Origin of the sequence: Micromonospora sp. NPDC048871 (genome assembly GCF_043198155.1) — a bacterium.
Taxonomy (GTDB): domain Bacteria; phylum Actinomycetota; class Actinomycetes; order Mycobacteriales; family Micromonosporaceae; genus Micromonospora.
Genome location: NZ_JBICUM010000016.1, coordinates 20,649 through 33,416 on the forward strand (window position 1 = coordinate 20,649; position 12,768 = coordinate 33,416).

A 12,768-nucleotide genomic window follows, 5' to 3' on the forward strand; every position below is an offset into this window, starting at 1 on the left:
GCCGGTCAGTCGCCGGCGGCGTCGACCGTGGTCAGCAGGGTGGCCAGGTCGAAGTCCCCGTCATGCCGGGTGCCGTTGACGAACAGGGTGGGGGTGGCCTCCACCCCGCTGCGGATGCCGCCGACGAAGTCGCGCCGGATCCGGTCGCCGCCGACCTGCCGTCCGGTCTCCGCCTCCACCTCGGCCACGGGCAGCCCTAGCTGCTCCACACCGAGCATCAGGTGCACCGGGTCCAACTCCTCCTGGTGCTCGTAGAGCCAGTCGTGCAGCTCCCAGAACCGCCCCCGTCGCCCGGCGCCCTCGGCCGCCTCGGCGGCCATCTCGGCGTACGGGTGCATGTTCGCGATGGGGAAGTGCCGGTAGACCAGGCGGACGGTGTCGGACCGTTGCCGGAGCAGCTCGCGCAGGTTGGCGTGCGCCTGGCCGCAGTAGGGGCACTGGTAGTCGCCGTACTCGACGATGGTCACCGGCGCGTCCATCGGCCCTCGGACGTGATCGCGTTCCGTGACGGGGGTGCGGAGCCGCGCAGTGACCTGCAATGGGGTGGTCAGCTGATCGGTCATGACTGCCAGGCTGCTACCCGGCCGGGTGAGGGCGGGTCACCCGGCCGGGGTGGTCAGGGCAGCGCTGCCTGCCGCACCCTGATGCCATTGCTGACCCCCCGTACGCCGTCGAGCCGTTCGACCGACTCCTGCGCGGCCCGCCGCTGGTACTCCCATTCGACCTCGCCGTGCAGGGTGACCCAGCCCTGCGAGACCGTCAGATCCAGCTGCTCGACCGGTACGAAGGCGTGCCACTGCAGGGCGTGCTGGACCGCCCTGGCGATCTCCGGATCGGCGGGCTCCGCCCCGGTGACCAGCCGTACGGCCACGTCGTTGGCGACCGCCCGCACCTGGGCCACCCGGTGGGCCGCCCGTTCCGCCGCCCACTTCTCGGCGTAGCTGTCCACCCGACCGGTCAGGGTCACCACCCCCTCGACCACGCTCACCTCGATCTCCTGCGGCTGCACCCGAGGCTCCCAGCCCAACTCGTCGAGCACCGCAGCTCGAATCTCCTGATCCCTGCGCTGAACCTCCGAAACACTCCCCATCACTCAACTCCTCCCCTCACCGACCCGGCCGCACCCCTCCCGCCTCCTGGGTCGATCAAGGTGGGTGGGATGGGCCGTGTTCGTGGGTCAGCCTGGTGGTGGGGTGGGTGAGGGGGGCTCGCCCGGGTGGGAGGAGATCTGCGTGGGAGCGCTTCCATTGATCTCGATGACGGGTTAGGCTGAGGCATTCCTCGGGTGCGGGAGCCGTCGCGCCGGTGCCGGAGCCAGGGCAGCTCCGACGGGTTTTCCCTGTGCGTCCAGCCTGACCCCGACACGGGGTGTGTGGGGTGTCTGCCCCCGAGAGGAACCCAGATGCGGAGAAGTTTCGTCAGTGCGGTGGTGGCCGCCCTGGTCGCCGTCACGGCGGTGGTGGCGTTGCCGCTTGCCGCCTCCTCGGCTCCGGTCGAAAAGGCCGCCACGGAGGCGTACGACTGGCGCAACGTCCGGATCGACGGCGGCGGCTTCGTACCCGGCATCATCTTCAACCCCACCGAGCGGAACCTGATCTACGCCCGGACGGACATCGGCGGGGCGTACCGGTGGGATCAGTCCTCCCAATCCTGGATCCCGTTGCTGGACTGGGTGGGCGAGGACCGCTGGGGCTGGAACGGGGTGGTCAGCCTGGCCACCGACCCGGTGCAGACCAACCGGGTGTACGCCGCGGTGGGGATGTACACCAACGACTGGGACCCGAACAACGGCGCGATCCTGCGCTCCACGGACAAGGGCGACACCTGGCAGGCGTTCGAGCTGCCGTTCAAGAATGGCGGCAACATGCCCGGCCGGGGCATGGGGGAGCGGCTGGCCGTGGACCCCAACCGCAACAGTGTCGTCTACTACGCCGCCGAGGGCGGCAACGGCCTGTGGCGCAGCACCGACCACGGCGCCACCTTCGCCAAGGTGACCGGCTTCCCCAATGTCGGCAACTATGTCGCCGACCCGAACGACAGCAGCGGCTACCAGTCCCAGAACCAGGGCCTGACCTGGGTCAGCTTCGACAAGTCCACCGGTACGGCCGGCAACCTCACCCAGACCATCTACGTCGGGGTCGCCGACAAGCAGAACCCGGTCTATCGCAGCACGAACGGTGGCAGCACCTGGGAGCGGATCCCGGGGCAGCCCACCGGATACCTGGCCCACAAGGGAGTGGTCGATCATGTCGGCGGCCACCTCTACATCGCCACCAGCGACACCGGCGGGCCGTACGACGGCGGCAAGGGTGACGTCTGGAAGTTCACCCGGTCCACCGGCACCTGGACCCAGATCAGTCCGGTGCCGTCGAGCAGTGCCGACGCCTACTTCGGCTACAGCGGACTGACCATCGACCGGCAGAACCCGAACACCCTGATGGTGGCCACCCAGATCTCCTGGTGGCCGGACGCGATCTTCTGGCGCAGCACCGACGGGGGCGCCACCTGGAGCCGGATCTGGGACTGGGGCAGCTACCCCCAGCGGGTCAAGAAGTACACCATGGACATCAGTTCCGTGCCGTGGCTGACCTTCGGGGCCAACCCCCAGCCGCCGGAGGAGACACCGAAGCTGGGCTGGATGAACGAGTCCGTCGAGATCGACCCGCACGACTCGGACCGGTTCATGTACGGCACCGGCGCGACCATCTACGGCAGCACCGACCTGACCCGGTGGGACACCGGCGGCACCATCACCATCCGGCCGATGGTCAAGGGCCTGGAGGAGACCGCCGTGCTCGACCTGATCAGCCCGCCCTCGGGCGCACCCCTGGTCAGCGCGCTCGGCGACATCGGCGGTTTCCGGCACACCGATCTCGACTCCGTACCGGCGATGATGTTCACCCAGCCGGTCTTCACCAGCACCACCAGCCTCGACTACGCCGAGGCCAACCCCTCGGTGATGGTCCGCGCCGGCGACTTCACCGACGCCGACCGGCCGGGCGACAGTCATGTCGCCTTCTCCACCGACGGCGGAGCGAACTGGTTCCAGGGCAGCGAACCCGCCGGGGTCAACCGGGGTGGCACGGTCGCCGCCGCCGCCGACGGCAGCCGGTTCGTCTGGGCCCCCGGGGACGAGGGGCAGCGGGTCGTCCACTCGGTCGGCTTCGGAAACTCATGGACCGCCTCCACCGGCATCCCGGCCAACGCCATCGTGGAATCCGACCGGGTGAACCCGAGCAGGTTCTACGGATTCAGTGCCGGCCGGTTCTATGTGAGCACCAACGGTGGGGTCAGCTTCACCGCGTCCGCCGCGACCGGGCTGCCCACCACCGGAAACGTACGGTTCAAGGCCCTGCCCGGTAAGGAGGGCGAACTGTGGCTGGCTGGGCAGGGTGGGCTGTGGCGGTCCACCGACTCCGGAGCTACCTTCACCAGATCGGCCAGCGTCGACAGCGCGGGCAACATCGGCTTCGGTCGGGCGGCCCCCGGGCGGCCCTACCCGGCCCTCTACCTGTTCGGCACGGTCGACGGCCAGCACGGGGTGCACCGCTCCGACGACACCGGCGCCACCTGGGTACGCATCAACGACGACCAGCACCAGTACGGCAACGCCGGTGACGCCCTCACCGGCGATCCCCGGATCTACGGGCGGGTCTACCTCGGCACCAACGGGCGGGGAATCCTGGTCGCGGACCGGGTCGGTGGTGATCCCACCCCGACCCCGACGAGCCCTTCCCCGGGCCCGACCAGCCCGACGCCGTCGCCCAGCGGTTCGTCCCCGTCCCCGACGCCCACCAGCCCGTCCCCGTCCCCGACCACCCCGCCGCCGACGGGCGGCTGCTCGGCCACCTACCACCTGGTCGGGCAGTGGCCGGGGGGTTTCCAGGGCGAGTTGGTGGTACGCAACGCCGGCCCGGCCCCGATCAGCGGCTGGACCCTGAGCTGGACCTTCCCGAGTGGGCAGCGGATCAGCCAGGTCTGGGGTGGCACCCACACCCAGACCGGGGCGACCGTGTCCCTGCGCGACGCCGGTTACAACGGCGCGCTGGCCCCCGGCGCCACCGCCACGGCCGGTTTCCTGGCCGGCACCTCCGGGGCCAACGATCCACCGACGACCATCACCTGCACCACTCGCTGACCGTCCACACCCGGTCAGCGCAGCGGGCCCCGTCCGACCTGGCCGGTCGGGCGGGGCCCGTCACCATGACGCGGGCGGGCGGTGCGGCCCTCGGTCAGCGGTCGGTCGTGGCGGGGGAGTCCGGGCGCTCGACATCGACGAACTCGATGTCGTCCACGGACCGGTCCTGGCTGCCGGCGGCCCGCGCGGCCGTTCCGGCGGCCCAGCCGATGGCCGCACCGACCAGGGCCGCGCCGATCAGCAAGGTCCACGGCAGGGCGGGGCTGCGACCGGCCAGGGCGTCGAAGGCCCGGGTGGCCCGGCGGCGGGCCTCCTCGGCGGCCGAACCCACCAGGTCCCCGGCGTCGTCGGCCAGCCCCATGGAGGTGTGCCGGGCGGAGCGGGTGGTGTCGCGGAGCGTGTCACCCGCAGTGTTCATCGCCGACACGAGGTGGTGCCAGGCGTCATCCGCGATCCGCTCCGGCTTGCTGCGGCGGTCCAGCAGGTTGGTTCCGAACATGTGGTTTCCTCCTCGACGGTGCCGAGGCAGGTGCCCGCAGGAGACCTCCTCGGCGGCTTGCCCGGCGTGCGGCGGGGTGCGCCTGCGGAGGCTGTGCCCCGTCCGCTATCGGCGCAAACCACGACGAGACGATCCTCGGGTTCCCCTACCTCCCGCACCCCGCCGAGGGACGCGGAAACGGTCAATCGTGATGCTAGGCACATCCAGCCCCTGGTCGCAGGCCTGCCACCAGGGGTGCAGGCCCTCGGGAGGTGGCCTCGGCGCGCCGGATATCGAAACCGTTGGCGTCGGCCCGCTACCCTGGTTCGGCGGCGTGGGCTGGCGCGCGACATGGACTGGCGGCCAGCGCGTCGAGTGATAGGACATGAAAATTCCGGACGAAGGGGACGTGAGATGCCCCTGTCCGCGAATTGCTCATCCCGAGGGGTGGCGACCGAGGCCGTTGGAGGAATACTCTCGGTCGCGGCCCGCGTACTGATGAGGCGCCCGTCGTACGGGCGAGTGGAGGTGCTCGCGTGAGCCTGTCGATCCTTCAGACGGTTCGGCCTGGTGGTGTCATCGAGATCGCCCCCCGAGGGGAGATCGACGTCGACACCGCGTACGAGGTGAAAGAGGCCATTGCCGAGGTGCTGGCCAAGGGGCGGCCGGCCCGGATCGAGCTCAACATGCGGCTGGTCACCTTCATCGACTCGGTGGGCATCAGCGCGATGGTCGCCGGATTCCAGACCGCCGAGGTCAGTGGTGTGAAGTTGGTCGTCACCGAGCCGAGCCGGTTCGTGCACCGGCAACTCTGGGTGACCGGCCTGCTCGGTCTGTTCGGTGCCCCCGAGCCGTACTACGCGGGGGCCGCCGCGACACCCGAGGTCCTGCCGGGGGCCTGAGGCCCTCAGTCGGGATCCAGACCTGACAGATCAATATCGGTCGCCTCGGTGAGGGCCCGGATGGCCGTCACCGAGGCGTAACCCTCGGCCAGCAGGGCCAGGTCGGTGCCGGGCTGCACCGCCTGACCGGGCTGCTCCAGCGAGGTACGCACGAATCCCTGACCGGATTCGGCGACCGTCATCTGCACCTGACCGAAGGTGGCCAGGGTGCCCCGGCGTATCCCACGCAGCCGCCCGAAGGGCAGATCCGGTGCGTTGACGTTGAGCACGCTCGCCACCGGTCCGGTGAGCAGCCGAGGCAGCAGGTCCAGGGCTACCCGGGCGGCCGTGTCCCAGTGTCGGTCGACATCGCGTACCCGGGCGGCTTCGGCCACCGCCGCACCCCCGCTGGCGGCGGTAGCCTCACCGGCCGAGAGCACGTCCAGGGACACCGCCATCGCCGGGCAACCGTTGGCCACCGCGGTGAAGGCCGCGCCCACCGTGCCGGAGTGCAGCACCGCCCGGCCGGCATTGGCGCCCCGATTGATTCCGGACAGCAGCACCTGCGGGGGTGGCCCGAAGGCACCGTGCACGGCGATCAGGGCGATGAACCCGGGAGAACCCCCCACCGCGAACGCCGGGGTGGTCGCCAACTCCGGCAGGGGATGGTCGTGGACCACCACCCTGCCCTCCTGCTCCACCGCCCGCATCGCGGCGCTGGTGCCGCTGGCCTCCTCGAAGGGGGCGGCCACCACCACCTCCAGGCCCCGGGCGACCGCGGCTCGGGCCAGCGAGTGGAGGCCGGGGGCGGAGATCCCGTCGTCATTGGTGATCAGTACCCGCAGGGTCATCGGCCGCCTGCCCGGTGGGCCCACTCGTCCGGGGTGGTGCGGAACTGCGGCCGGTTGCCGGCCGGCACCAACTCGACCCGGTCGACCAGACCGGTGATCGAATCCAGTCGTCCGGTGCCCAGCCCGTGCCGGGTGACATTCAGCGCGCCGGCCGCCGCCCCGGTGCGGATCGCGGTACGGATGTCGCCGCCCCGGGCCACCACGGCCGCCACCCCGGCGGTCATCGAGTCCCCCGCGCCCCGCGGGTCGGCCGCCTCCAACCGGGGCATCCGTACCTCGAACACCTCGCCGTCGAGCAGGGTCAGGGCCGGTTTGTCGGCCCGGCTGACCAGCACGTTGTCCGCGCCGGCGGTGTGCAGGTCGTACAGGGCGGTGATGAGCTGATCCTGATCCTCACCGGCGGCCCGCCCGTCCGCGATCAACTCCTCGTGGCTGACCTTGAGGAAGAACACCCCGCTGTCCAGGACGGCCGTCAGGTGTTCGCCGCTGAGGTCGACCACCACCGGGCTGCCGTTGGCGCACAGATCGGCCGCGAAGCGGCGGTACAGGTCGGGGGGTACCAGGCTGGGGTGGTTGGGGCCGCTCAACACGCACACCGCCGCTCGCAGTCCCTCGCTGAGGGCCAGGTTGTACAGCTCGTCCAACTCGTGGCGGCTCAACGGCTGACCGGGCACGTCGATGACCTCCCGCCGGCTGCCCTCCCGGCGGTCGTGCACGTACCCCCCGCTGCCGCCGGAGTCGCGGGCCACGACCTTGAGTTCCACCCCTTCGCTGACCAGCAACGGCTCCAGCACCTGCCCGATCTCGCCGCCCAGGGTGGTGCAGAGCACCACCTCGACACCGAGGGACAGCACCATCCGGGCCTGCCAGACCCCCTGCCCGCCGGGGTGCAGGTGCAGCTCCGGGGTGTCGTTGGGCTGGTCGACGGTGACGGTCAGCAGCGGCGTGGGCGCGAAGACCATGACGTGCCCGGTCACCGGAGCCACCTGCGGTTGTCGGGCCGGGTGAACCGGATGGTGGATTGCCTCATGCACTGCCCCCTCGTGGCGAAATGTCCACTTCACCCTCGACGGTAACCAAGGTGGCGGATTCCCGCGCGGCGACGGGCGGGGGACAGGGATCTTCGAGCGGCCGGGGCGGACACGACGACGCCGGGTGGGGATGCCCACCCGGCGTCGGCGAGGATCGGTCAGTACACCGACAGGTGTACGTGGTTGGTGTGGTCGCTGGACGGATCGCCCCGCGCGCCGCTGTAGGTCTTCCAGCCGCTGCTGGGCAGCCAGATCTGCTTGTACCAGATCACGTAGAGCACGGCGAGCCGGTCGGCGTTGTTGACGAAGTAGGCCGCCAGGTTGTTGCCGTAGGTCCGGTCACCGCCGGTGGCGGCCCCACCGAAGCCGTTCTTCTGCGCCGCGAAGTCGCAGGCCCGGCCCTTGGGGTGCTCGCCGGAGCCGCCCGACCGGTAGCAGGAGACGTACCGGGTGAACCCGGCCGACTTGGCCTGCTTGAGGGCGTGCAGCGTGCGCGGGGTGATGCAGCCGTTGGCCGGGGTGGGGTCGTTGACACTGCACGACTCCGCCGGCCACGAGCCGTTCGCGTTGCGGGGCGCGGGGGCGGCCCGGGGGCTGGATCCACCGGCCCGGGTCGGTGCCCGCTCGGCCCGCTGGGCGGCCTCGGCCCGCTCGTTGGCCACCGTCAGGGCCCGCTCGGCCTGATCCTTGCGCTTGGCCATCACCGCGACCTGCTTGCGCTGCTCCTGGACCTCCCGGTCCAGCGCCTGCTTGGTCCGGCTGACCTCGTCGCGGGTGGCCCGCAGCTCACCCAGGGCGCGCTCCTCGTTGGCGGCCACCGCGTCCAGGGCCGCCGCCCGGTCCATGAAGCCGGCCGGGGAGGCGCTGTTGAGCAGGGCCGACGCCGCGCTGAGCCGACCGGAGCGGTAGGCCTGGGCCGCGATCTCGGCCACCTTGCTGCCGCGTTCGGCGAGCTGGCTCTCGGTGGCGGTGAGCTGGCCGGCCAGCTGCTTCTGCCGCTTGACCGAACGGTCCAGGGCGGCCTTGGCGTCGAGGTACCCCTTGCTGGCCGCCTCCAACTGGGCCCGCAGCGCCGGGGTGCCGCCTTCGTCGCCGACATCGCCGGGCGCCGCCGCGGCGGGGCCGGGAAGCAGCGCGGCCCCCACGGCCAGGGCGAGCGCCGCGCAGATCAGGGCCGCCGTGCGGGCGGCCGGTCTAGCGGTTGCCACTGTTGGCATGCACATGTCCTTCCGTCAGCCGCCGACCGGGTTAGCTGACGGGTTCGGGACGGAAGATCCCTACCGCGCGTGCGCGGATGCACCCCAGAAAAACATGGTTCCCCGGCTCGCCCTCGCGGGCGATTGAGCGGCGGCCACCGCCGGCACCGGTGGGTGCCGCCTGGCGGAGGCCGGAGCCGAGCCTACCGGGACTGCCGTTACCTGTGCAGCCGGTGTGACTCGTGGTGTTCGTCTGCTCACCAGAGAATCAGACATAAGTGTCGAATATGCCCGTTTGGTGACACCAGTCACCGGGGTGTCCGTACCCAGCGTGTCCGGGCGGGCTCAGCCGAGGTCGATGGTGGTCAGCCGTTGGGTGGCTCGGGACAGCGCGACATAGAGGGTGCGTACCCCGGAGTCCGGCACCGCCCGGATCTCGCTCGGGGCGACCAGCACCACCCCGTCGTACTCCATGCCCTTGGCCTCCAGGCTCGTCACCACCTGGAGACGATCGCCGCCCAGGCCGCCGAGCCAGCCCGCCACCTCCGCCCGCCGGGGCACCGGAGTGATCACCCCGACGGTGCCCTCGACCTCCTCCAGCAGGGTGCGCGCGGCCGAGACCACCCGGCCGGCCAACTCGGCCGCCGGCACCACCAGTCGGATCGGCTCCACCCCGGTGGAGCGGACCGCCGTGGGCAGCGGAAGGTCCGGGTACACCCGACGGATCTCCTCGGCCGCCACCGCGAAGATCTCCGCCGAGTTGCGGTAGTTCGTGGTCAGGGTGAACAGGTGGCGCGGACGCCGTCCCAGGGCCTTGTCCCGGGCGCGGGTCAACTCCTGGGGATCTCCCGTCCAGGCGGTCTGCGCCGGGTCGCCGACCACCGTCCAGGAGGCCAGCCGACCCCGTCGGCCGATCATCCGCCACTGCATCGGCGAGACGTCCTGCGCCTCGTCGACCACCACATGGGCGTAGTCCCGGTAGTCCTCCGGGCGCTCGCGGGCGGCCTGCCGGGCGGCTCGCTGTCGATCGGCGAAGGTGCTCAACTCCCGGACCCCGCCGGCCAACTGGAAGGGGTCCCGCTTGGCCCGGGCCGGGCGCATCGGCTTACCGAGCAGGGTGTCGAGTTCGTCCAGCAGGGCGGCGTCGGCGACCGTCGGACCCTCCGTGGCCAGCCCCTGGTACGCCTCGGCCAGCAGCCGGATCTCTGCGCCGGACAGGACGCCCCCGGCGTACCGGCGCAGCCGCTCATGGTCGGCCAGCCAGCCGAGGACGTGCCGGGGATGCAGCCGGGGCCACCAGGCCTTGAGGAACTCCCGGAAGTCGGGGCGGTCGATCAGTTCGTCCTCGAAGGCGCGCTGCTCGGGCAGAGCGCCGATGCCCAGTCGACGGGCCTGAGCCCAGAGCGCGGCCAGCACTCCGTCGAAGCCGGCCCGGCGCACCTCGTTGCGGCGGGCGCCGCGCGGCAGCGCCCGGTTCCAGATCGTGTTCAGCTCCGCCCGGTCCAGTTGCAGCAACTGTCCCCGGTACAGCAGTCGCAACTGGGTGGGTACCCCCGGAGCGGGATCCCGGACGGCCCGTTCCAGGACCCGCCGCATCCGCAACGAGCCCTTGATCGTGGCCACCCGGGGCGGGTCGGTCCGGGTGGCGGTCACCCCGGGGAAGAGACTGCCCAGGGAGTGCAGGGTGGCCGCGTCCTCGCCCAGCGACGGCAGCACCGAGGCGATGTAGGAGACGAAGACCGAGGAGGGGCCGAGGACCAGGATGCCGCCCCCGGCGTACCGGCTGCGGTCGGCGTAGAGCAGGTACGCGGCACGGTGCAGGGCCACCGCGGTCTTGCCGGTACCCGGGCCGCCGGAGACCAGGGTGACCCCGGAGGCGGGGGAGCGGATCGCCTCGTCCTGCTCCCGTTGAATGGTCGCGACGATGTCGCGCATCCCCCGACCGGTGGTCCGGGACAGGGTGGCCAGCAGGGCCCCGTCGCCCACCACCGGCATCTCCGCCGGTGCGGCGTCCGGGTCGAGCAGGTCGTCCTCGATCCGGGTGACCCGTTCCCCGCTGGACTGGATGGTCCGGCGCCGCACCACCCCGAGGGGTTCGGCCGGGGTCGCCTGGTAGAAGGCCGCGGCGGCCGGGGCGCGCCAGTCGACCACCAGGGTGCTGGCGTCCTCGTCACGGATGCCGAGCCGCCCGACGTAGAGCACCTGGCCGTCCCGCAGGTCCAGCCGGCCGAAGACCAGCCCCTCGTACTCCGCGTCGAGCAGGTGACGTCGCTGCGCGGCGTGGAAGACCATCGCGTCGCGTTCCACCAGGGCGCCGAAGTTGCCGACCCGGGCCAGCCGGTAGCCGTCCCGCTCCGCGATGACGGCCGCGCGCCGCAGCTCGGCCAGTCGCGCGTACACCCGGTCGAGATGCCGTTGCTCGACGGCGATCTCCTGATCCAGGGTGCTCTGATCCACCGCTCGTGCTCCTCGTCCCGCCGCCCGGCCAACCGCACGAGATTACGCCCCACCCGCCACGGGCAGGGAAGGGCACCTTCTCGGGCAGGGGACCTTTGTCAACAACCCGGGACGGAACTGGCGCCCAGGACCCGACGCAGTACGCCGGACAGGGCCTCGTTGACCTCCTCGGGGCGTTCCATCATCAGCATGTGGCCGGCCCCCGGGCACACCACCAGTTCGGTCGCGGACAGGGCCTCGGCGATCGACTCCGCGCAGGGCGGTGGGGTCAGCCGGTCCTTGTCCCCGACCAGGGCGGCGGCCGGGAGGTGCGCCAACGCGGCCAGGGTCTCCAGCCGGTGCTGGTCACCGATCGAGGCCCGGAACCCGCCGATCGAGCGCAGCGAGGCACGGGCCACCGCCGAGGTGACCAGGCGGATGTCCGAGGGGTCACAGCGCTCGCCGAAGAGCATCCAGCGGATGCTGGGCTGCAAGGCCCGCAGCAGGGGGCGGGGCGGACGCCAGGAGCCGCAGCGGGCCAGCACCCCGGCCCCGGTGGTCTCCGCCAACCGGATGATCCGGGTGATCCGGGGCGACAGGCCGTAGACGGTGTGGGTGTGCCCCTCGGCGGTGGTGGAGACGAAGACCAGACCGGCGATCTGTCCCGCGAAGTGCTCGGGATGCCGGTGGGCGTACTCCATGATCGTCATGCCGCCCATGGAGTGGCCGACGAGCATCACCGGGCCGGTGGGTGACACCGCGTCCAGCACCGCCGCCAGGTCGTCACCGAGTTGGGCCAGGGTGGCCGTGGGCAGGGCCATGCAACTGGACCTGCCGTGCCCGCGGGCGTCGTAGGTGACCACCCGCACCGAGGGGTGGTTCTCCCGCAGGGCCGCCACCTGTCGGTGCCAGCTCCGGCCGTCCAGGGTCCAACCGTGCACCAGCACCACGGTGACCTCGGCCTCCGCCGGCCCGCTGACTTCCACGTGCAGGCGTACGTCGTCAGGAGTTCGTACCTCGACCCGCTCTGGCATCGCCACCTCCCCCAAGCCCGCGTGGCTGCGTGACACCGGGGATACCCGGTGGTAACACCGGCTACCCGCCATGACACCACGCCAACCACGATGCTGAGAAGGTGCCGACCGGGCTGAGGCGGGACGGGCCCGACCCCGGAGACGACGAAACGCCCGCCGGCAGACCGGACGGGCGTTTCGTGGTGGTACGTGAGGGGACTCAGCCCTCGAAGACACCGGCCTCGACCAGGCGCTTCTCGGCGGCGTCCCAGCCGTCGCCCGGGTGGGTGGCGTTGAGGTTGTTGATCTCCGCCCGGATCTTGGCGGCGTGCCCGGCGGCGGCCAGCACCCGGATCTCCTCGACGAAGGCCTCGGAGTCGGTGCGCAGGTGCACGGTCTTGCCGTTGGTCAGGTTCCGCACGTAGGCGTGCTTGCCGCCGTTGAGCGGGATCAGGTACTTGAACTCGCCCAGCACGCTGAGGGCGCCACCCTGGCCAGCCTGGCCGGCCCGGACTGACGCGCGCGCGGTCTTAGAGGTGTTGCTCGCCACGGAGGTACTCCTTGCAAGACGTACGGAGGACGGAACGTCCGGGGGCTGTTGCGGGGCGGCACCCGATGGGTGACCCCACGAGAGGCTTACGCGGCACAGGCCGCCGATGGAACTGTACACGACCCGCGATCCCGGCTGGTCATCACGGCGTCACGAGATGGAACCACGGCCCCCGGTTCGACTATTCCGACCGG

General features: G+C 71.5%; 10 protein-coding genes, 1 pseudogene and 1 riboswitch. Of the genes and pseudogenes, 2 read left to right on the plus strand and 9 right to left on the minus strand.

Annotation, left to right across the window (positions count from 1 at the left end):
- Positions 1-5: 5 nt before the first annotated feature.
- Together ACGFIK_RS25180 and ACGFIK_RS25185 are read right to left on the minus strand one after the other, a co-directional pair.
- On the minus strand, positions 6-551 hold the full coding sequence (locus ACGFIK_RS25180) for a DsbA family protein (RefSeq protein WP_327027017.1): 546 nt from the start codon (positions 549-551) through the stop codon (positions 6-8).
- A gap of 77 nt (positions 552-628) precedes the next feature.
- Positions 629-1,090, minus strand: a pseudogene (locus tag ACGFIK_RS25185) (BON domain-containing protein); the annotation flags it as partial.
- 312 nt (positions 1,091-1,402) lie between these two features.
- Here ACGFIK_RS25185 and ACGFIK_RS25190 point away from each other — a divergent pair.
- Positions 1,403-4,138 (plus strand): cellulose binding domain-containing protein, encoded by a 2,736-nt coding sequence (locus tag ACGFIK_RS25190; protein WP_393341613.1) that lies wholly within the window; start codon positions 1,403-1,405, stop codon positions 4,136-4,138.
- A gap of 94 nt (positions 4,139-4,232) precedes the next feature.
- On the opposite strand, the gene ACGFIK_RS25195 is transcribed toward ACGFIK_RS25190, so the two are convergent.
- Positions 4,233-4,637 (minus strand): hypothetical protein, encoded by a 405-nt coding sequence (locus ACGFIK_RS25195; RefSeq protein WP_393341616.1) that lies wholly within the window; start codon positions 4,635-4,637, stop codon positions 4,233-4,235.
- A gap of 515 nt (positions 4,638-5,152) precedes the next feature.
- Here ACGFIK_RS25195 and ACGFIK_RS25200 point away from each other — a divergent pair.
- Positions 5,153-5,518, plus strand: a complete 366-nt coding sequence (locus tag ACGFIK_RS25200; protein WP_111218982.1) for an STAS domain-containing protein — start codon at positions 5,153-5,155, stop codon at positions 5,516-5,518.
- 5 nt (positions 5,519-5,523) lie between these two features.
- On the opposite strand, the gene surE is transcribed toward ACGFIK_RS25200, so the two are convergent.
- The 6 genes from surE to ACGFIK_RS25230 all read right to left on the minus strand — a co-directional run bounded on the left by surE (position 5,524) and on the right by ACGFIK_RS25230 (position 12,574).
- The gene (gene surE, locus ACGFIK_RS25205; protein ID WP_393341619.1) at positions 5,524-6,348 is read right to left on the minus strand and encodes a 5'/3'-nucleotidase SurE; all 825 of its coding nucleotides are present in this window, start codon (positions 6,346-6,348) and stop codon (positions 5,524-5,526) included.
- Positions 6,345-7,325: a PfkB family carbohydrate kinase gene (locus ACGFIK_RS25210; RefSeq protein ID WP_327024626.1), complete on the minus strand. Its 981-nt coding sequence runs from the start codon at positions 7,323-7,325 to the stop codon at positions 6,345-6,347. The genes surE and ACGFIK_RS25210 overlap by 4 nt, the downstream gene beginning before the upstream one ends.
- A gap of 212 nt (positions 7,326-7,537) precedes the next feature.
- Entirely contained in the window at positions 7,538-8,596 is a 1,059-nt protein-coding gene (locus ACGFIK_RS25215; RefSeq protein ID WP_327024627.1) for a hypothetical protein, read from the minus strand.
- A 4-nt stretch (positions 8,597-8,600) separates the two neighbouring features.
- Positions 8,601-8,736, minus strand: a riboswitch (cyclic di-AMP (ydaO/yuaA leader).
- Positions 8,737-8,920: 184 nt separating this feature from the next.
- Positions 8,921-11,032, minus strand: coding sequence for a HelD family protein (locus tag ACGFIK_RS25220; RefSeq protein WP_393341623.1), 2,112 nt, complete (start codon positions 11,030-11,032; stop codon positions 8,921-8,923).
- 98 nt (positions 11,033-11,130) lie between these two features.
- A complete protein-coding gene (locus tag ACGFIK_RS25225) occupies positions 11,131-12,045 on the minus strand; it encodes an alpha/beta hydrolase (RefSeq protein ID WP_327024629.1) in 915 nt (304 codons plus the stop codon).
- A 199-nt stretch (positions 12,046-12,244) separates the two neighbouring features.
- A complete protein-coding gene (locus ACGFIK_RS25230; RefSeq protein WP_327024630.1) occupies positions 12,245-12,574 on the minus strand; it encodes a hypothetical protein in 330 nt (109 codons plus the stop codon).
- Between the last annotated feature and the right edge of the window lie 194 nt (positions 12,575-12,768).

Coding starts and splice junctions, on each gene's coding strand:
- ACGFIK_RS25215 (WP_327024627.1), bottom strand. CDS start 8,596: ATGCCAACAGTGGCAACCGCTAGACCGGCCGCCCGCACGGCGGCCCTG.
- surE (WP_393341619.1), bottom strand. CDS start 6,348: ATGACCCTGCGGGTACTGATCACCAATGACGACGGGATCTCCGCCCCC.
- ACGFIK_RS25190 (WP_393341613.1), top strand. CDS start 1,403: ATGCGGAGAAGTTTCGTCAGTGCGGTGGTGGCCGCCCTGGTCGCCGTC.
- ACGFIK_RS25195 (WP_393341616.1), bottom strand. CDS start 4,637: ATGTTCGGAACCAACCTGCTGGACCGCCGCAGCAAGCCGGAGCGGATC.
- ACGFIK_RS25225 (WP_327024629.1), bottom strand. CDS start 12,045: ATGCCAGAGCGGGTCGAGGTACGAACTCCTGACGACGTACGCCTGCAC.